Below are 19143 nucleotides of genomic sequence, written 5' to 3' on the forward strand. Positions count from 1 at the left end.
CCCAGTCTATGGGCAGCCGAAGAACCGCCGCCGGTGTTAAGCGCCGGCCCGCAGACGGGTCCGGCGCCGGCGCTTAACACCGGTCGGTCACCGCGCCAACAGCGCCCGGTGCGCTTCCCGCCGCCGTGCCTGCTCGTCAGGATCGGGGACCGGCAGGGACGCGATCAGGCGGCGCGTGTAGTCATGCTGCGGATTTCCCATGACCTGGCTGCCTATCCCCTGCTCCACCATCCGCCCCTTGTACAGGACGCCAACCCACGTGGACAGGATGTCCACCACAGCCAGGTCATGGCTGATGAAGAGACACGCGAAGCCGAATTCCTGCTGGATCTCCCGGAACAACTCCAGTACTTTCGCTTGAACCGAAACGTCCAGGGCCGACGTCGGCTCATCCGCGATCAGCAGGCGCGGGCTGAGGCTCAGTGCCCGCGCCAGGGATGCCCGCTGCCGCTGCCCGCCGGAGAGTTCGTGCGGGTAGCGCGCAGCGTACGACGCCGGCAGCTGGACTGATTCCAACAGCCCGCCGACGCGTTTACGCGCCTCCGGCGGGGATGGCCGCGTGTGGATCAGCATGGGTTCGGCGATGCACTCGCCGATGGTCAGCTGCGGGTTGAAGGACGCCGCGGGATCCTGGAAGACGAACCCGATGTCTTTGCGGAGCGGCTTGAACGTGCGTTCCTTCAGATTGAGCATCTCGTACCCGAGTACGTTGAGGCTTCCCCCCGTGGTGCGGGTCAGCCCGGCAATCGCCCGGCCGATGGTGGTTTTACCGGAACCCGACTCCCCTACCAGGCCGAAGACTTCTCCGTGTGACAGCGTAAAGCTGACGCCATCAACGGCCCGGAAGGCCGGCGTTCCCAGCCTGCCGGGGTACTCGATTACCAGGTCCTTGGCCGAGACCACTACCTCCGCGTCCTGGTGTGCGCGTTCCGTCAGGCCCTGGGATGCCGAGTTCCGGCCCAGATGGGGTACGGCCGCGAGGAGTTGCCGGGTGTAATCCTGCCGCGGCTCGGCGAACAGCGTGCGCGCCGCCGCTTCTTCCACGACGTCTCCCTGGTACATCACCACCACGCGGTCGGCAAGGTCCGCCACCACCCCCATGTTGTGGGTGATAAGCACAATGGAGGTGCCGTATTTGTCCCGCAGGTCCCGGAGGAGCTCCAGGATTTCGGCCTGGACGGTGACGTCCAGCGCGGTAGTGGGTTCGTCGGCCACGATGAGCCCCGGGTTCAAGGCCAGCGCGGCCGCGATGACCACGCGCTGCTTCTGTCCCCCGGAGAATTGGTGCGGGTAGTAGTCCACCCGGTGTTCAGGGTCAGGGATACCCACCTTGCGGAGTGCTTCAACCGCCCTGCCCCTGGCTTCCCTTGCGGTGACGCGCTTCCCGCCGTCCTGGCCCGAATGCGCCCTGATACCCTCGGCGATCTGCCACCCAACGGTGAACACGGGGTTCAGTGCCGTGGACGGCTCCTGGAACACCATCGCCACATCCCGCCCGCGGATCTGCCGGAGGCGGGCCGCGCTGACGCTGATGACGTCCGCGCCGTTGATCAGCACGGCACCGGTACTGGTGGCGGTTTCCGGCAGGAGCCCCAGGATCGTTTTGGCCGTGACTGTCTTGCCTGATCCGGACTCTCCGACGATGGCCACCACTTCACCGGCCCCCACTTCCAGACTGACGTCCTTGACGGCCCGGACCGGGCCGCCGTCAGTGGCGAATGTGACCTGGAGGTGGTCGATGTCCAGTACGGGACGGACGTCCTTCGACGGTTGCTGTGCTGGTACGGCCTGGGTGCTCATGATGTTTCTCCTTCTGCCGCGGAGCGCTGCGGAGACCGGGCCGCCGGGCCGGCTCCGCCTGGCGCGCTGCGGGCGCGTCTGCGTCCCCGCAGCCGCGGATCGTTCAGGTCATTGATGCTCTCGCCAACCAGGGTCAGTCCCAGCACGGTCCATACGATGGCCAGACCCGGAAACAGCCCGGTCCACCAGATGCCCGAGGTGGTGTCCGCGAGCGCCTTGTTCAGGTCGAAACCCCATTCGGCGGCGGAGCTGGGCTCGATGCCGAAGCCCAGGAAGCCAAGGCCGGCCAGGGTAAGGATGGCCTCTGAGGCGTTCAGGGTGAAGATCAGCGGAAGCGTCCTGGTGGCATTGCGGTAGATGTGGCGGCCCATGATCCTGATGTTGGAAGCGCCCACCACCTTGGCCGACTCGACGAACGGTTCGGATTTGAGCCTGATGGTTTCGGCACGGATCACCCGGAAGTACTGGGGGATGAAGACCACGGTGATCGAAATGGCCGCGGCAAGGATGCCGCCGGCAAGGCTGGACTGGCCGCCGCTGATGACAATTGCCATCACGATCGCGACCAGCAGCGACGGGAAGGCGTAGATGGCGTCAGCCGCCACCACCAGGATGCGGTCCAGCCAGCCGCCGAGGTAACCACTGACCAGGCCCAGGACCACACCGGCGAAGATGGACAGGATCACTGCCACCACGATCACCATCAGTGCCGTCTGGGTACCCCAGATCACGCGGGACAGGACGTCGTAGCCGCCCACCGTGGTGCCCAGAAGGTGCTTGCCGCCCGGCGCCTGCTGCGTGGGGAAGCTGCCTTCGGCGTCGGATAACTGGGCGAAGCCGTAGGGTGCGAGAAGGGGCGCCGCCAGGGCCGTCACCAGGAAGATGCCTGTCAGCGTCAGACCGGCCACGAGCATTGCCCGCTGGAGCCCCATGCTCTTGTTGAAGTGGGACACGACCGGCAGTCGCCGGATAAAGGGGGCCCTCGGGTTGGCGACAGGTTCGATTGCGGAGTCTGTGCTCACGTCAGTACCTCACTCGGGGGTCGATCAGGGCGGCAACGATGTCCACCACGAAGTTGGTAACTGCAACGATGACCGCGAGCAGGACCACGATGCCCTGGACGGCCACAAAGTCCCGCGCGGTCAGGTAGTTGGCCAGCTGGAAGCCCAGGCCCTTCCATTCGAAGGTCGTTTCGGTCAGTACTGCACCGCCCAGCATGACGGCGATCTGCAGTCCCATCACCGTGATGATGGGAATGAGCGCGGGCTTGTAGGCATGCTTGGTCACCAGCCGGAATTCACTCACTCCGCGGGACCGCCCCGCCTCCACATAGTCCTTGCCGAGGGTTCCGATGACGTTGGTGCGCACCAACCGCAGGAAGATCCCGGCGGTCAACAGGCCCAGGGCGAGCGCGGGCAGCACAGCATGTGCCAGCACGTCGGCCAGGGCAGCCATGTTGCCGCTGCGCAGGGAATCCAGCCAGTAGATTCCCGTCGGCGCCTGGAGCGCCGTAAGGGCGAGTTCACTTGACGTGTTGGCCCGGCCTGCTACCGGCAGCCAACCCAGCCAGACTGAAAACACCAGCTTTAGCAGGAGACCGGCAAAGAACACCGGCGTGGCGTAACAGAGGATCGCAAAGATCCGCAGGGCCGCGTCCGACAGATGGTCACGGCGGTGGGCGGCCAGCATGCCGAGGGGAATGCCTACCGCCAGGGCGACGACCAGGGCGTTGATGCTCAGCTCCAGCGTGGCAGCCCCATAGGTGGTCAGCATCTCGGTGACTTTGCGGTTGTCCGACAGCGTGGTGCCGAAGTTGCCGGTGGCGAGTTGGCCAAGGTACTCGAAGTACTGCAGCAGCAGCGGCCGGTCATAGCCGGCCGCATGGATCCGCTCCTGCAACTGGTCTGGAGGGAGCCGTCCGCCCATGGCGGCAGTAATGGGATCGCCGGTGATGCGCATGAGGAAGAACACCATGGTGACGAGGATGAGGACGGTGGGGAAGATAAGCAGGAAGCGGACCAGGATGTACTGGCCCAGGCCGCCGCCTGCGGATTTCTTCTTGGACGGGAGGATCCCGTCCGCATCGCTGGGCGGTGCGTCTATCAATGTAGTCATTGGTACCTAAGTTCGGGAGGACGGGCGGTGGCCCTGTGTGTCCGGTGTAACGGAAGGAGGCGGGACGCCGGTTCGGCGTCCCGCCTCAGACTCCTGGGAGCCGCTTGCGGTTGCTGCTACTTGGAAAGTACGCCAAGCCGCGTCTTGAAGGACGGATCAAGGGTCTTCTCGACGCCCTCGACTTCCGAGCCTGCCACGAGCAGTTGCGCGCCCTGGAGCAGCGGCAACGTGGAGAGGTCCTTGGCCACGGCTTCCTGTGCCTCGCCAATGAGCTTCTCGCGCTCTTCCTTCTCGGGAGTCAGGAGCTGTTTCTTGATCAGATCCGTGACTGCGGAGTTTTCGTAGTGGTTCTTCAGGAAGTTGCCCGGGATAAAGAAGGGGGTCAGGTAGTTGTCAGCGTCTGAGTAGTCCGGGAACCAGCCCAGCTGGTAGACGGGGTACGCGTCCGCCGTACGAGCCTTGGAGTAGGTCACCCACTCAGTGGACTGCAGGTCCACCTTGAACAGGCCGGACTTTTCGAGCTGCTCCTTAACCATGGCGTACTCGTCGCCCGAGGATTTGCCGTAGTGGTCCGGGTTGTACTGCAGTTTGATGTTCACCGTGCCGGATACGCCGGCGTCCGAAAGCGCCTTCTTTGCCTTGTCCAGGCTCGGCTTGCCGCTGCCGTCGCCGTACAGGTCCTTCATCGGCTGCGTGGCGCCGGGGAGCCCGTCTGCCACGACGGAATAGGCGGGCACGTAGGTGCCCTTGTAGACCTGGTCCGAGATGGCCTGGCGGTCCACCAGGTGCGCCATGGCCTGGCGCACTGCCAGGGCCTTCTTCGGGTCAGCCTGTGGGGTCTTGGCGCCGAACGGCATGGTGTCGAAGTTGAAGACGATGTAGCGCAGTTCACCGCCCGGTCCCTTGTAGACCTTGACCTTGGAATCCTTCTCCAGGTCGGCAGCGTCGGTTGCGGTCAGGCTGCGGCCGGCCACATCCACATTGCCACCCTGGACGTCCAGCTTCAGGTTGTTCGAGTCGGCGTAGTACTTGATGACAGCGCTGTCGTTGGCCGGCTTGCCGAGCAGCCCCTTGTAGTCAGAGTTCGCTTTGAGGCTGACGAGCTCGTTCTTCTTGTAGCTGTCGATGGTGTAGGGCCCGGCGAACGGCTTCCCCGCCACGATTTCGTCGTCCCCCAGGATCTTGTCGGCCGGAAACACTTCCTCGTCGATGATGGGACCGGTGTTGGTTCCGAGGATGCTGGGGAATACCTGGTCGTTGGCGGCATTAAGCGTGAACACCACCGTGGTGTCGTCCTTGGCTTCGACGGATTTCAGGTTGGACAGCAGCGAGGCGGGACCGTTCGGGTCAGCGATCTTAACCACGCGGTCATAGGAGAACTTCACGTCCGAAGCCGTCAGGGCGTGGCCGTTGGCGAACTTCAGCCCCTCCTTCAGCTTCACGGTGTACTCCGTGGGTGAGGTGAACGACGCCGATTCAGCGATGTCCGGGCTGGCTTCGGCCGAGCCCGGGTTGGAGTTCATGAGGAATGGATAGACCTGGTTCATCACGAGGAAGGAGCCGGCGTCATAAGAACCGGCAGGGTCCAGCGTGACTACCTTGTCCGTGGTTCCGAAGGTAATGGAGCTGCCGCCGGCACCGCCGGTTGAGGTCCCTCCGCCGCCGGCCGGGCCCGTGCAGGCCGTCAAGGCGAGGGCGGAAATACCTGCCAGCGCGATGGCGCCGTGCAGGACTTTGTTGCTCTTGGTCATCTGTGAACTTTCTGTCCGATGAATCGTGCACCCGCCGACCGTCTGAGGGTTCATTTGCACAGGCGGGAAGCATTCGGTGTTGATGCTCCCGATTCAATCAGAGAGTCAACCCTCAGGACGGGACATCCTGTGAGTTGAGACACAAACTTTACCTGCCGGCTATCAGCTGGCAGGCAGTCCTAGAGCTCGGCGCGCTGAAGCGACCGCGCAGCATCGATGGTTGCCTGCCCCAGCACGCGCGTGCCCTGGTAGAGCACCACCGTTTGTCCGGGGGCCACACCACGCAGGGGCGTATCGAGCCGGACCACGAGGCCCTCGGCGGTCCCGTCGGTTCCGGCTTCCATCCACGCACGGGCAGGCACGGGATCGCCATGGGCACGGACCTGCGCGTGGCAGCCGAACTCCGCGCCGGTGGCAACCTCGGCGATGGGCAGCCCCGCCCAGGACACCTTGATGCCCTTGATCTCGTCAATGGCCAGCAGCGCCTCAGGGCCCACCACCACTTTGTTTTCCTTGGGCCTGATCTCCAGGACGAACCGGGGCTTGCCATCGGCTGCGGGGGTGCCGAGCTTCAGGCCGCGGCGTTGGCCCACGGTGAAGGCATTGGCGCCGGCGTGCTCACCCACTTTGGTGCCGGATTCATCCACGATGTCGCCGGTGGACATATCGATCTTCTCCGCCAGCCAGCCGGCCGTGTCGCCGTCCGGAATGAAGCAGATGTCGTGGCTGTCCGGCTTGTTGGCCACGGACAGGCCGCGGCGTTCGGCTTCCGCACGGACCTCGGCCTTGGACGGGGTGTCGGCCAGCGGAAACATCGAGTGCTTGAGTTGTTCATGGGTCAGTACGCCCAGAACGTAGCTCTGGTCCTTGGCCCAGTCGGCGGCGCGGTGCAGTTCCCGGTTGCCGTGGGCGTCCTCGATGACCTTGGCGTAGTGGCCGGTGCACACCGCATCGAACCCGAGGGCGATGGCCTTTTCAAGCAGGGCGGCGAACTTGATCCTCTCGTTGCACCGCATGCACGGGTTGGGGGTGCGGCCGGCGGCATACTCATCGATGAAGTCCTGGACGACGTCTTCCTTGAAGCGCTCCGAGAAGTCCCACACGTAATAGGGAATGCCCAGGACATCGCAGGCGCGCCAGGCGTCGCGGGAATCTTCGATGGTGCAGCAGCCCCGGCTGCCGGTGCGCAGGGTTCCGGGCATGCGGGACAGCGCCAGGTGGACGCCGACGACGTCGTGTCCCGCCTCGACGGCGCGGGCGGCTGCGACGGCGGAATCCACGCCGCCGCTCATTGCTGCTAGAACTCGCATACTGGCTTTCTGTTGGGGGCCGGCCCTGTGGCCGGAAGGGACGGACCGCCGGCTGTCTCCGGAAAGGTCCTCGCCTCTCTATTCTACGGACCGGCGCAAATCCCCGAACGGCAGAACTCTTCCCCCGACACCCGGCCGCGGTCAGGGCCGCGGTCAGGGCCGCGGTCAGAGCGGTGGTTCAGAGCTGCCGGCCCGGCGGGCGACCGTAGCCGCTGTCTGGATGGAGGATTCGTGCCCGGCCATTCCGGCCTGCCTGGCCCGGGCGTAAGCGTCAGGCAGGGCTGCAAGGAGGGCATCGACGTCGGCCGCCACCGAAGCGTGCCCCAGCGAGAAGCGCTGCGCACCCCGGGCGGCCTCCTCGTCCAGCCCCATGGCGAGCAGCACGTGGGAGGGCCGCGGCACGCCAGCGGTACAGGCAGAGCCGGTGGAGGACTCGATGCCGGCAAGGTCCAGGAGGAAGAGGAGGGAATCGCCCTCGCAGCCCGGGAAGGTGAAATGCGCGTTGCCCGGCAGGCGCCGGCTGCCGGGGGCACCACGGAGGACCGCCTCCGGAATCAACTCCCGCACCCCGTCAGTCAGCCGGTCACGGAGCGCGCTGAGCCTGGCTGCTTCGGCCTCCAGGCCCGCCGTCGCGGCCTGGGCAGCCGCGGCAAAGGCCGCGATGGAGGCCGTATCCAGCGTGCCGGAACGGACATCCCGTTCCTGTCCTCCGCCATGCAGGAGCGGGGTCAGTTTGACGGCACGGCCCAGAAGCAGGGCGCCGACGCCCACTGGACCGCCGATCTTGTGCGCGGATATGGACATCGCGTCCAGCCCGGAGGCCTTGAAGTCCACCGGCAGCGACCCGAAGGCCTGCACGGCATCGGAATGGACGGGGACGGACACGGCGTGTGCCAGTTCCACGATCCGGCCGACGGGCTGGATGGTGCCCACCTCATTGTTGGCCCACATGACCGTGACCAGGGCTATGGTTTCCGGTTCCCGTTGGAGTTCGGCCTCCAGGAACGCAAGGTCCACTGTGCCCTCGGCGTCGACGGGCAGCCAGGAGACCTCGGCACCCTCGTGCCGCTCCAGCCATTCCACGGTGTCCAGGACGGCATGGTGTTCGACGGCGGAGCACAGGATCCGGCGCCGTGCCGGGTTTCCGGCCACCCGGGACCAGTACAGGCCCTTGACGGCGAGGTTGTCCGCCTCTGTGCCGCCTGACGTGAAGACCACCTCGGAAGGGTGCGCGCCTGCTGCCGCGGCGATCGTTTCCCGCGCATCCTCCACGGCGCGCCGAGCCCTGCGGCCGGAACCGTGGAGCGAGGAGGGGTTGCCGGGGCGGGCGAGCTCCCTGGTCAGCGCGGCGAGCGCCTCCGCCGCAAGGGGCGTGGTGGCTGCATGGTCGAGGTAAACGGACACCCTGTAATTCTAGCCGCCCGCGTCGCGGCGGGCCGGGCCGGGAACCCGGAGCCGGGCGGGAGTCGTTGTCTGGAGTGACCCATAAACTGGGGTCACGGCCGGCCCCGCACGGCGCCCGAACAAAGGATGAGTGCTTGACCCAGAGCAGCAGCCACTACCAGGTCCTGAAGGTGGCGGTCACCGCCACCGACAAGGAAATCAAAGTGGCCTACCGGCGCGCTGCCCGTGCCGCCCATCCGGACCATGGCGGGGATCCGGCAGCGTTCCGCAGGGTCACTGCCGCCTATGAAACGCTGATCGATCCGCAACGGCGCAAGGCCTACGACCGTTCCTATGCTGCCGGTGCAGGCGCAGCCGTGCCCGAGGAGCCGCACTTCGACGCACCGGCGGCGGGAAGCCGGGCCTCGGCCACGGTCCACCGCCCCGGAAAGCAGCGCAACACCGCCGGCGATCCGCCGTCGTACCTTCCTCCGTACGAAGGGCTGGCACCGGGAACGGTGCCGCTCATCCCCCTGGCGGTGGCGGCGCGGCAGGTCCACGGGGAGCCCCGCAAGCGCGGAATCTTCGGTGCCGAAGCCCGGATCCAGCGCGAGCTGCGGACCGTGCAGCTGATCACCAGGCAGGTCCTGCCCGCAATACCCGCGGCGCGGCTGATCAACGGCCTGCAGTCCCCCGCCGACAACAGCCACATCGACCACGCCGTGCTTTCCGGGTACCGGCTGGCGCTCATCGGCTCCATGCTCCTGCCTAAGGGCGCGTACGCCTGGAACGGCCAGACCCTGAACCATGGCGGCCGGTCCATCCCGCCGCCGCGGCTGGCAGGAGTGGTGCGGGCCATGCAGGACGTCTTTCCCGAACTTAACGTGACCGGCTGGACCGTGGTGCTTAGCCCCGGGGGCAACCTCCACGAGCCCGTGATCGACCAGCACCGCAGGGCCGCCGGTGAGCTGGAAACCGTCAGGGTGGTCAACGCCGCCGGGATGGTGCGCGGGGTTAAGGACTTCCTTTCCTCCGGCCCGGCGCCCAACACAGTGAACGTTCCGGTCCTGGCGCGGCTCCTGCGCGGGATGCACTGACTCCCCTGCGCAGCCCGTTTCCCGCGCGGCTAGGATGGGATGGTGTTCCGCATCCTCTTCCACTCCCCTGAAATCCCCGGCAACACGGGAAACGCCATCCGGCTCGCAGCCATCACCGGCGCCGAGCTGCACCTGGTGGAACCGCTGGGCTTCGACTTCTCGGACGCCAAGCTGAAGCGGGCCGGGCTCGATTACCACGACCTCGCCGTCGTGACCGTGCACCGGAACATCGAGGACGCGTGGCAGCACCTGCAGCCAGGGCGGGTCTATGCGTTTACGTCGGACGGTTCCGCCAGCTACACGGATATCAACTACCAGCCCGGGGACGTGCTGATGTTCGGCCAGGAATCCGTGGGGCTGCCCGCGGAACTGAAGTCCGATCCGCATGTGACGGCCACGGTACGGCTGCCCATGCGCCCCGCCCTGCGCTCGCTGAACCTGGCAAATGCGGCGTCCATCGCCGTCTACGAAGCCTGGCGCCAGCACGGCTTCGCCGGCGCGCGAGTCTGACGGCACCGGCAAAACCCCGTCCCGGGGCGTGGGTGGAATGCCCACCCATCCGCCGGGCGCTGCGCACCGAATGACATTCGAGGACATTCCACAATGGAATGTTCCACGGAGACGCAGGGAGGTGCACGTGACATTGCTGGGAACGGATCTGCGTGCACGAACCCGTCGCGCCGGACCAACTGCCCGGGAATCACCGCCGGGAGACTTATGCTTGGTAGTAATGGAAACTCCCAATGCTCCCAATTCCGAGGCCGCGGCCGCGGTGACCGAGCCTCCGGCTGATCTCAGCCAGCGCCTTACCGTCCTGCTCGAACGCACGGGCCGCGGTGACCAGGCAGCCTTTGCGGAGTTCTACCAGCTGACCTCACGCAGGGTCTTCGGCATGGCACGCCGCGTGCTCATCGACCCCGAGTTGAGCCAGGACACCACACAGGAGGTGTTCCTCCAGGTGTGGCAGAACGCGGCCAAGTTCGATCCCCGTGCCGGCAGCCCGCTCTCCTGGCTGATGACCATCTCGCACCGCCGCGCCGTTGACCGGGTGCGTTCGTCGCAGTCCGCAACGGACCGCGAAGCCAAGTATGGGGCCACCACCCAGGAAATCGACCATGACTCGGTCTCGGACGAGGTTGGCAGCAGGCTCGAAGCCGAAGCCGTGGTCCGGTGCCTGGGTACCCTGACCGAAACCCAGCAGGAGTCCGTGCGCCTTGCCTACTACGGCGGGCTGACCTATCGGGAAGTCGCCGAAAAACTGAACGCTGCAGTACCGACCATCAAGTCCCGCATACGCGACGGGCTGATCCGATTGAAAACCTGTTTGGGGGTGAGTTGAGATGACAGACATGAACAAGGGACGCTCCACCGGATCCTTCGGGGACGCCATAGCCGCGGACCTCGCGTCCGGACGTGCCGTGGACCTGGCCGAGCTCTACGCCCTGGACGCGGTCACGGAGCAGGAGCGGCAGGCCATTGACGGTTATATCTCAGCCGCCCCCGAGGCCGAACGTACGGCATTCTTCGAGCGGGTCCGCGGGGCCAGGGAAACACTGGCACTGACGTTCCGGGCCGAAGAAGAGCCGCCGGCCGAACTCTTCGACCGTATCGTGGCCCAGCTTCCGGCCACCATGCCGGCCCCCGCGCCCGGGCACGCGCCGGCCACGGACGAGCTGTCCCTGGCCCGGGAGCGGAAGCTCCGCCGGCCCCCTGCCACGCGCCGCTGGCTGGCAGGCGTGGCGGCAGCAGCTGCCATCGCCCTGGGCGGCGTGGGCGTCGGCTCCTACCTCGCTGACCAGAACGACCCCATGAACCAGGTGGTCCGGGCCCAGGATGTCCGCGAGGCCTCGGTACAGGTTGCCGGCGGCGGCACGGCCACCGTCCTCATCTCCTCCGAGAAGGACGCCGCCGTGGTGAAGATGAGCGGCGTTCCGGCTCCGCCCGAGGGCAAGGTCTACCAGATGTGGCTGATCCCCAAGGACGGTTCGGCGCCGGTGTCGCAGGGGCTGATGGATGCCGACGCCCTCTCCAAGCCGGCCATGGTCAAGGGAATTTCGTCCGCCGCGGCGCTTGGCATCACCGTTGAGCCTGCCGGTGGTTCCGCATCCCCGACGCTTCCCACGGTCGCTGCGGCGCCGCTGGGAGCGTAGGTAAGCTGCGCGCGCAGGCGCCTCCTCTCCGCGGCCGCTAGAACCCGGCGATGGTGCCCGGGCCGTTGACTTCCACCACGTGAAACGCTTCGGCGCTGGCGCCGGCCGGCATTCCGGCCCGCGCCGCGTTGCGGCGCATGCCCTGCCGTACGGTGGTTTCCATGGCGGCCACGTCCGGGTGCTGGCTCACGTGGACGTGGATGGCCTGCAGCTTGGCCTCAACGTGGCCGGTCACGTCCACGAAGTGGTTTTCCCGCTCCTCCGGCCCGGCGTATAGCCACAGCCAGGGCAGCTTGTACGCGGCCAGCCCGGCCTCCGCAAGCTCGGGGTAGGCGAACGGGTTCTCCAGCGCCGGATACACGGCACGGGTCACCGCTTCCCCCACAGCCAGGTGGTCCGGATGGCTTTTCTGGATCCGCTGCCAGTTCCGTTCAGGGTGCATGGCGAGCACGACGTCGGGACGGACTTCCCGGATGAGTTTCACCACGGCCTTCATCACCTCGTGCGAGGGCTCGAGGTAACCGTCCCGCTGGTGCAGGTAATGAATTTCGCTGACGCCCACCAGCGCCGCGGCGCGACGCTGCTCGGCATCCCGGAGCGCGATGATGTCCGCGCGGTGCGCGGGATCGAAGCCGCCCGCGTCGCCGTCGGTCATGATGCAGTAGCTGACCTTCACGCCGGCGGCGGTCCAGGAGGCGATGGTTCCCGCAGCGCCGAAGTCGATGTCGTCCGGATGGGCGGCGAAACAGAGCACCCGCCCAACCCGGTGGATCTCCGGGTTGAACGGGCTCTGTGCGCCGGCCGCAGAATCAGCCAACAATCAGCCTTTTCGCTTCTTGATCTCGGCAGTGGCCTGCGGCAGGACATCGAAGAGGTCGCCCACGATACCGAAGTCGGCAATTTCGAAGACGGGCGAGTCGGCGTCCTTGTTGATTGCAACGATCACCTTGGAGGTCTGCATGCCGGCCTTCTGCTGGATGGCTCCGGAGATTCCTGCGGAGATGTACAGCTGGGGCGAGACCGTCTTGCCCGTCTGTCCCACCTGCGCGTCGTGGCTGATCCAGCCGGCGTCGGTGGCTGCGCGGGAAGCACCGACGGCTGCGCCCAGGGCGTCGGCGAGTTCCTCCACGGGTCCGAAGTCCCCGTCAAGGCCACGGCCGCCGGCCACCACGATACGGGCGTCGGTCAGGTCCGGGCGTCCGCTGGCCACTTTTTGTTCCCGGCCGGTGATGCGGGCTGCCGCGGCTGCGGCGTCCGCCGGGACCTCCACGGTGGAGACGGCCGGGGCCGCCGCCGGGGCGGGCTCCGGGATGACGTTGTTGGCCTTGACCGTGAGGACGGTGACGGCGGTGGTGGCCTTGCAGGCTGTGTTGTAGGAACCTGCCAGGACCGACTTGTGGGCGGTGCCGTCCGGGTCTACGGCCACGACGTCCGTGATCACGCCCGCGTTAAGGCGGATGCCCAGCCGGGCCGCGATTTCCTTGCCTTCCGGGGAGTTGTCCAGGAGGACTGTGGTGGCGCCTGCGCTTTCGGAAGCGGCGGCGAGGAATGCCGCCTTGGGTGCCACGAGGAAGTCGTCGAGGTCTGCCGACGAGGGGCGCATGACCGCACTGGCGCCATATTCGGCCAGGGTGGCGGCGGCTGCGTCGGACAGTTCACCGTTGACGGCCACTGTGCTCTCACCCAGGGTACGGGCCAGGGTGAGCAGTTCCAGGTGGGCCTTCTTCAGCGAGGCGCCGGGGTTGTCAATGAATACGAGTACGTTTGCCATGTCAGTGATCCCTCTTAGAGCAGCTTCTGGGCGGCAAGGAAGTCGACCAGCTTGATGCCGGCGTCGCCTTCGTCCGTGATGATGGTGCCTGCGGTGCGCGGAGGGCGCTCCTCCGCGTTGGCCACCGTGGTCCAGGAGCCGGCACGGCCTACCTGGGCTGCGTCGAGCCCGATGTCCGCGAGGGACAGCGTGGTGATGCTCTTGCGCTTGGCGGCGATGATGCCCTTGAAGTTGGGGTAGCGGGGCTCGTTGATCTGGTCCGTCACGGACACGACTGCCGGCAGCGGCGCTTCCACGGTTTCCGAGAAGGTGTCCGCGTCCCGGCGTGCGGTCAGTCGGCCGCCGTTCACTTCCAGGGAGGACGCAAACGTCACCTGGGGCAGGCCGAGGCGTTCGGCGAGCTGCGCCGGAACCAGGGAGGTCTCGCCGTCGGTGGAAGCCATGCCGGTGATGATCAGGTCCGGCTGTCCCACGTGGCGCACTGCCGCTGCGAGCGCCAGCGACGTGGCGGCGGCATCCGAGCCCGCCAGCGCGTCGTCGCTGAGGTGGATGCCTTCGGTGGCTCCCATCTGCAGGGATTTCTTGACGGCATTCACGGCGCCGGCGGGACCCATGCTCAGGGCGATGACCTGGTTGCCCGCCTTGCTGCCGCCGCGCGCCTCGGCCAGCTGCAGCGCGGCCTCCAACGCGTACTCGTCGAGTTCAGACAGGATGCTTTCACTGCGGTCCGCGGTGAAACCCTCTCCGTTGAGGTGCCGGTCGAACTGGGCGTCCGGGACATGCTTGACCAGGACGATGATTTTCAATGTCTCTTCCACTGTATTTACAGCAGCCTTCCATGCTTGTGGTCAGCCAGCCGGGTAAGGTCATGGCCGCGGAAACGCCCGGCGTACGGGTAGCTCCTAGCTAACCATATAGGCCCCTGCGGGCGCCCTCTTCCGTTAACCCCCGTGTCAGCGCTCCGTGTACCCCGGCGGGCGGACGCAAGGCGGGAACGCGCGACGGCGGGTCCCCACCCGCGTGGGGGCCCCGCCGTCGTCCTCCCCTTCTGACTCGAAGAAAGGGTGAAGGGTGCGAGCCGGTCAGCTTGCCGCTTTGCCCAGGGTGACCTCCAGCGTCCGCTCCTGGCCGTTGCGGAGGACAGTGACGTCCACCTTTGTGCCCGGGGCCTGCTCGCGCACGGCCGCCGTCAACTGGTTGGGTTCGCCGATGGGGCGGTCGTTGAACCGGGTGATTACGTCGCCGGTGCGGATTCCTGCCTTGTCCGCGGCGGACCCCGGCTCCACGCTGGCCACATCTGCTCCGACGGAGAAACCGGAGGACGAGCCCGTGGCGGTCTTGCCCTTCACGCTGACGCCCAACTGGCCGTGCGAGGCCTTTCCGGTGTCGATGATCTCCTGCGCAACGCGCTTGGCGTGGTTGATGGGGATGCTGAAGCCCACGCCGATGTTTCCGCTGCTGGAGGAGGCCTCGGAACCGGCCGACGCGATTGCCACGTTGACGCCGATTACCTCGCCCTTGGTGTTGACCAGGGCACCGCCCGAGTTGCCGGGGTTGATGGCCGCGTCGGTCTGGATGACGTTGATGGAGATTGAGCCCTGCCCGGAGGACTGCCGGCTTTCTCCGCCCCCCGGAGGGGCGAACTGAAAGCCGCCCTCGTCGTCCTCCGCATTGTCCCCTTCCTCCGGGGCAGCGGAAGAAGCGACGCTGATGGTCCGGTTTAGCGTAGAGACGATACCGTCCGTCACAGTGCCCGTCAGGCCCAGGGGCGAGCCGATGGCAATGGCGGTGTCACCGACATTGAGCTTGCCGGAGTCCCCCAGCGTGGCAGGGGTCAGGCCTGAGGGATCCTCGACCTTGATCACCGCGAGGTCGGACAGCGGGTCCGTGCCCACCACCTTGGCAGCCAGGACGCGCCCTTCGCTGGTCCGGACTTCCAGGGAGGCGTTGGCCGTCTGGCCGTCCAGGGTGACCACGTGCGTGTTGGTGAGGATGTGGCCCTGGTCATCAAGCACGATGCCCGAGCCGGTGCCGCCTGCGCTGCCGCTTGAGGCGCTGATGGTGACCACGCTCGGCGTTGCCTTCACCGCCGCTGCCGTAATCGCGTTGACCTCGTCCTGGTTGTTGACGATGACCGTTCCGGGCTGGCTGCTGCCGCCTGCGGAGGACTGTCCGGCATTGCCGAACAGTTCCGCCGAGCCCACGGTGGCTACGCCGCCGCCCACCAGGCCTGCGGCGAGGATGCTGGCGACGAGGGTTCCGACGCCGAACGTTGCCTTCCGTCGCGGCGCATCCTTGGGGTTGGGTACGTAGCCGCTGCCCGCCTGCTGCGGCCCGTGCTGGCCGGAGAAATGGCCCTGCTGGCCGTAGAACGGCTGGTGCTGCGGATAGTCCGGGCGGCCGGCAGCAGGAATTTCCTGCGTTGGCTGCGGGCCGTAGGGCTGGTCCATGCGCCGGGTGGGATGCTGGTCCGCCGGCTGGTGCTCCGCACCGCTGCCCTCGGGTGAGCTCCCGGGCGTATGGTTCTCAGTCATGGGACTTCCTTTCATCCTCGTCTGCACTTAACTATGGACCCCGCGGCTGGAACAAGTTCGGATGTTTGCTGAGAGCTTGCTGAAGGGCCGGAGGCGTCGCTCCGGCGTTTCGCTGGTGGCATATTCGCCCCGATGGACGGTGCCTGCGGTGCACCATAGAATCAACATGAATTGCCACAGCGACCTGCGGCTTCACATTGACGCTTGGGGGCGCTGCTGCATTCCGGGAGCCTGATTCGGCCCGAATCAGCGTGAAGCGTGCTGAAGGGTTGCACATGCGGTCAAAGTTCAAGAGTTTCCTCGCCGTGATCGGCCTTGCCGGGCTGCTGGCCCTGCCGGCCGGTGCGGCCCACGCCGAAGATCCCGTGGAGATCCCGTCAGGCACCAACGTCGTAGACCAGGCCAATGTCCTGGGCGCGCGGAAGGGCGAAGTCCAGGAAGCCGTCCAGAAGCTCCTGGAAGACCACAAGTACAACCTGTACGTGGTGACTGTTGATTCCTTTGAAAACCCGTCTGATCCCGCGCAGTGGGGTGCCGCCGTTGCCAGCCAGAAGGGCATGGGCACGGCCGACGTCATCCTGGCGATCGCCACCGAAGGCCGTTACTACTTTGCGCCCAACTCAGCCAGCCCCATCTACTCCAAGCGGACCAACATCACGCAGAACGCGGTGGTGGCAAACCTCGCCGGCGGAAAGAAGGACTACGCCCAGGCAGCCATCGATACCGCGGCCGCCATTGGCGACGCCGCCGGCGGAGGCAGCGGCTCCGTGCCGTCCGGTGACGGTGCCGGCGCCGCTGTGCTGGTGGGAACGGGCGTCGTGGCAGCAGGCGGAGCAGGCGCCTACCTCTACTTCCGCAACAAGCGCCGGAAGGCCCAGGCGGCCGGCGCTGCCAACCCCCAGGGTGCACCGGCTGACCCGTTGGCAGGACTCAGCATCCCCGACCTCCGCAAGAAGAGCGGCTCACTTCTGGTGGAGGCGGACGACGCCATTACGTCCAGTGAGCACGAACTCGGCTTTGCCCAGGCGCAGTACGGTGACGCCGCCACCGGAAACTTCACCAAGGCCCTTAGCGAGGCCAAGGCCCACATGTCGGAGTCGTTCAAGCTCCAGCAGCAGCTGGACGACCACATTCCTGATACCGAAGAACAGCAGCGCACCTGGCTTACCGAGATCATCCGCCGCTCCGAGGCAGCCCTCGCGTCCCTGCAGGAGCAGAAGGCGGACTTCGATGCGCTGCGCGAACTGGAGAAGAACGCGCCGCAGGCCCTGGCTGCAGTGCAGTCCGGCGCCCGGGAAGCGGACGCGAAGATCGCCCAGGCGGACCAGACCCTCGCCGCCCTGCGCGCCAAGTACGCCGACAGCGCCCTGGTGCAGGTTTCCGACAACATCATGCAGGCCAAGGAGCGCCTGGCTTTCGTGCAGAACGCCACGGAGACGGCCAGCCAAAAGCTCGCTGACGGTGAACCGAGCCTGGCTGCGGTGGCGGTCCGTGCCGCGGAGGAAAGCCTGCACCAGACCAACGTCCTGTTGGATGCCATCGCGAGGGTTGCAACACACCTGGACAAAGCACGGACCGGCCTGGACACCGCCGTAGTGGACACCTCGCAGGACCTGGCCCAGGCACGTGCAATCCTCCAAGCAGGTTCACATCCGGAACTTGCCGGTCCCGTGGCCGGTGTGGAAGCCGCCTTGGCACAGGTCAAGTCCGAAATCCAGGGCGGCAAAATCGACCCTATCCGGACCCTCGAGCGCGTTGAGGCAGCCCACCAGTCCCTGGACCAGGCACTCAGCGGGATCCGGGACCAGCAGGAACAGGCCCGGCGGGCCCAGGCTGCCCTCCAGCAAACCATCATGTCGGCCCAGGCACAGATCAGCGCCACGTCGGACTACATCGGCGCCCGGCGCGGAGGCGTTGGAACCGAAGCCCGCACAAGGCTGGCAGAAGCCCAGCGGAACCTCGACTATGCCCTGTCGATCTCGCGGCAGGACCCGGTGACCGCACTCACCTACGCCCAGCAGGCCCACGGGCTCGCAGCCCAGGCGGCCCAGCTGGCGCAGGCGGACGTGGACCATTTCGGCGGATATGCCCAGCAGGGCTATGGGCGTGGCGGAATGTTCGGCGGCGGTGGCGGCGGCGGGTTGGGCGGTGCCATCCTGGGCGGCATCCTCATCAATTCCATCCTCAACGGTGGCGGCAGCGGCTGGGGCGGCGGCCACAGCGACGGCGGTGGCTGGGGCGGCGGGGACTTCGGCGGCGGCGACTTTGGCGGCGGCGACTCGGGCAGTTTCTAGCTGCCGGACCGGCCGGCGGCCGACCGGGCACAACATTTTGAAAGTTCGACACGGAGCAGGATGAAAGGTATCACCATGGTTAAGCAGTCCATTTTCGGCCGCATTGCACAGTTGGCGAAAGCAAACATCAACACGTTGCTGGACAATGCCGAGGATCCGCAGAAGATGCTGGACCAGATGGTCCGCGACTACACCAACAATATCGCGGAGGCCGAATCCGCCGTCGCACAGACCATCGGCAATCTGCGCATGCTCGAGGACGACTACAACGAGGACGTCCGCAACGCCCGTGACTGGGGCAACAAGGCGCTGGCCGCGTCCCGCAAGGCGGATGAGTTCAGGTCCAACGGCAACACCGCCGACGCCGAAAAGTTCGACAACCTCGCCAAGGTGGCACTGCAGCGCCAGATGGCAGCCGAGAACGAGGCCAAGGGCGCAGAGCCCTCCATTGCATCCCAGCGTGAAGTGGTGGAGAAGCTGAAGACCGGCCTGGAACAGATGAAGGGCAAGCTGAACCAACTGACCAGCAAGCGCAACGAACTGGTGGCGCGGTCCAAGACAGCAGCTGCCCAGTCCCAGGTGCACGATGCCATCAAGAGCATCGACATCATGGATCCCACCAGCGAAGTGGGCCGGTTCGAAGAGAAGATCCGCCGCGAGGAAGCACGGGTCCGCGGCCAGCAGGAACTCGCAGCGTCCAGCCTGGACGCCCAGTTCAACCAGCTCGAGGACCTTGGGGAGCAGGTGGAAATCGAGGCGCGCCTGGCCGCCCTCAAGTCCGGAAACGCCGCGCCGGCCCTCGGCGCGTCCGGCACGTCCGCAGCCGGCACCACGGTGGACGAAGTGGATTACGACAAACTCTGAGACAAGCACACTGCCCGCTGCAGGGCATTCGGGGCCGGGGCCCGGAAGGCATGTCCTTCGGGGCCCCGGCTCCT

The 19143-nt window shown here is 66.6% G+C and carries 16 protein-coding genes; 6 read left to right on the forward strand and 10 right to left on the reverse strand.

The window, feature by feature from the left end; genetic code table 11:
- Window positions 1–87: 87 nt before the first annotated feature.
- From ACIQCM_RS03940 to ACIQCM_RS03965, 6 genes are all read right to left on the reverse strand, one after another.
- Complete coding sequence (locus ACIQCM_RS03940) at window positions 88–1800, reverse strand: ABC transporter ATP-binding protein (protein ID WP_400603208.1); 1713 nt, start codon at window positions 1798–1800, stop codon at window positions 88–90.
- Window positions 1797–2822, reverse strand: coding sequence for an ABC transporter permease (locus ACIQCM_RS03945; protein WP_400603207.1), 1026 nt, complete (start codon window positions 2820–2822; stop codon window positions 1797–1799). The genes ACIQCM_RS03940 and ACIQCM_RS03945 overlap by 4 nt, the downstream gene beginning before the upstream one ends.
- Before the next feature lies 1 nt (window position 2823).
- Window positions 2824–3915 (reverse strand): ABC transporter permease, encoded by a 1092-nt coding sequence (locus ACIQCM_RS03950; RefSeq protein WP_400603206.1) that lies wholly within the window; start codon window positions 3913–3915, stop codon window positions 2824–2826.
- A 116-nt stretch (window positions 3916–4031) separates the two neighbouring features.
- On the reverse strand, window positions 4032–5666 hold the full coding sequence (locus ACIQCM_RS03955; RefSeq protein ID WP_400603205.1) for an ABC transporter substrate-binding protein: 1635 nt from the start codon (window positions 5664–5666) through the stop codon (window positions 4032–4034).
- Between the two features lie 179 nt (window positions 5667–5845).
- Window positions 5846–6976 (reverse strand): tRNA 2-thiouridine(34) synthase MnmA, encoded by a 1131-nt coding sequence (mnmA, locus tag ACIQCM_RS03960; RefSeq protein WP_400603204.1) that lies wholly within the window; start codon window positions 6974–6976, stop codon window positions 5846–5848.
- A 165-nt stretch (window positions 6977–7141) separates the two neighbouring features.
- On the reverse strand, window positions 7142–8380 hold the full coding sequence (locus tag ACIQCM_RS03965) for a cysteine desulfurase family protein (RefSeq protein ID WP_400603203.1): 1239 nt from the start codon (window positions 8378–8380) through the stop codon (window positions 7142–7144).
- A 134-nt stretch (window positions 8381–8514) separates the two neighbouring features.
- Between ACIQCM_RS03965 and ACIQCM_RS03970 the strand changes: the two genes are divergently transcribed.
- The 4 genes from ACIQCM_RS03970 (at window position 8515) to ACIQCM_RS03985 (ending at window position 11606) form a co-directional block, all read left to right on the forward strand.
- Window positions 8515–9456 (forward strand): J domain-containing protein, encoded by a 942-nt coding sequence (locus tag ACIQCM_RS03970; RefSeq protein ID WP_400603202.1) that lies wholly within the window; start codon window positions 8515–8517, stop codon window positions 9454–9456.
- A gap of 42 nt (window positions 9457–9498) precedes the next feature.
- Complete coding sequence (locus ACIQCM_RS03975; protein ID WP_400604246.1) at window positions 9499–9966, forward strand: tRNA (cytidine(34)-2'-O)-methyltransferase; 468 nt, start codon at window positions 9499–9501, stop codon at window positions 9964–9966.
- Window positions 9967–10186: 220 nt separating this feature from the next.
- Window positions 10187–10795: an ECF RNA polymerase sigma factor SigK gene (sigK, locus tag ACIQCM_RS03980; RefSeq protein ID WP_400603201.1), complete on the forward strand. Its 609-nt coding sequence runs from the start codon at window positions 10187–10189 to the stop codon at window positions 10793–10795.
- A gap of 1 nt (window position 10796) precedes the next feature.
- Window positions 10797–11606, forward strand: a complete 810-nt coding sequence (locus tag ACIQCM_RS03985; RefSeq protein WP_400603200.1) for an anti-sigma factor domain-containing protein — start codon at window positions 10797–10799, stop codon at window positions 11604–11606.
- 37 nt (window positions 11607–11643) lie between these two features.
- On the opposite strand, the gene ACIQCM_RS03990 is transcribed toward ACIQCM_RS03985, so the two are convergent.
- The 4 genes from ACIQCM_RS03990 to ACIQCM_RS04005 form a co-directional block, all read right to left on the reverse strand.
- Complete coding sequence (locus ACIQCM_RS03990) at window positions 11644–12423, reverse strand: PIG-L deacetylase family protein (protein ID WP_400603199.1); 780 nt, start codon at window positions 12421–12423, stop codon at window positions 11644–11646.
- A gap of 3 nt (window positions 12424–12426) precedes the next feature.
- Window positions 12427–13377 carry an electron transfer flavoprotein subunit alpha/FixB family protein gene (locus ACIQCM_RS03995; RefSeq protein ID WP_400603198.1) on the reverse strand — a complete coding sequence of 317 codons (951 nt, stop codon included), beginning with the start codon at window positions 13375–13377 and terminating at the stop codon, window positions 12427–12429.
- A 14-nt stretch (window positions 13378–13391) separates the two neighbouring features.
- Complete coding sequence (locus tag ACIQCM_RS04000) at window positions 13392–14183, reverse strand: electron transfer flavoprotein subunit beta/FixA family protein (protein ID WP_400603197.1); 792 nt, start codon at window positions 14181–14183, stop codon at window positions 13392–13394.
- 276 nt (window positions 14184–14459) lie between these two features.
- Window positions 14460–15911, reverse strand: a complete 1452-nt coding sequence (locus tag ACIQCM_RS04005; RefSeq protein WP_400603196.1) for a S1C family serine protease — start codon at window positions 15909–15911, stop codon at window positions 14460–14462.
- Window positions 15912–16186: 275 nt separating this feature from the next.
- Between ACIQCM_RS04005 and ACIQCM_RS04010 the strand changes: the two genes are divergently transcribed.
- Complete coding sequence (locus ACIQCM_RS04010) at window positions 16187–18205, forward strand: TPM domain-containing protein (RefSeq protein ID WP_400603195.1); 2019 nt, start codon at window positions 16187–16189, stop codon at window positions 18203–18205.
- Window positions 18206–18280: 75 nt separating this feature from the next.
- Window positions 18281–19069, forward strand: coding sequence for a PspA/IM30 family protein (locus ACIQCM_RS04015; RefSeq protein ID WP_400603194.1), 789 nt, complete (start codon window positions 18281–18283; stop codon window positions 19067–19069).
- Window positions 19070–19143 lie beyond the last annotated feature (74 nt).

This window comes from Pseudarthrobacter sp. NPDC092439 (genome assembly GCF_044754945.1).
GTDB lineage: Bacteria > Actinomycetota > Actinomycetes > Actinomycetales > Micrococcaceae > Arthrobacter.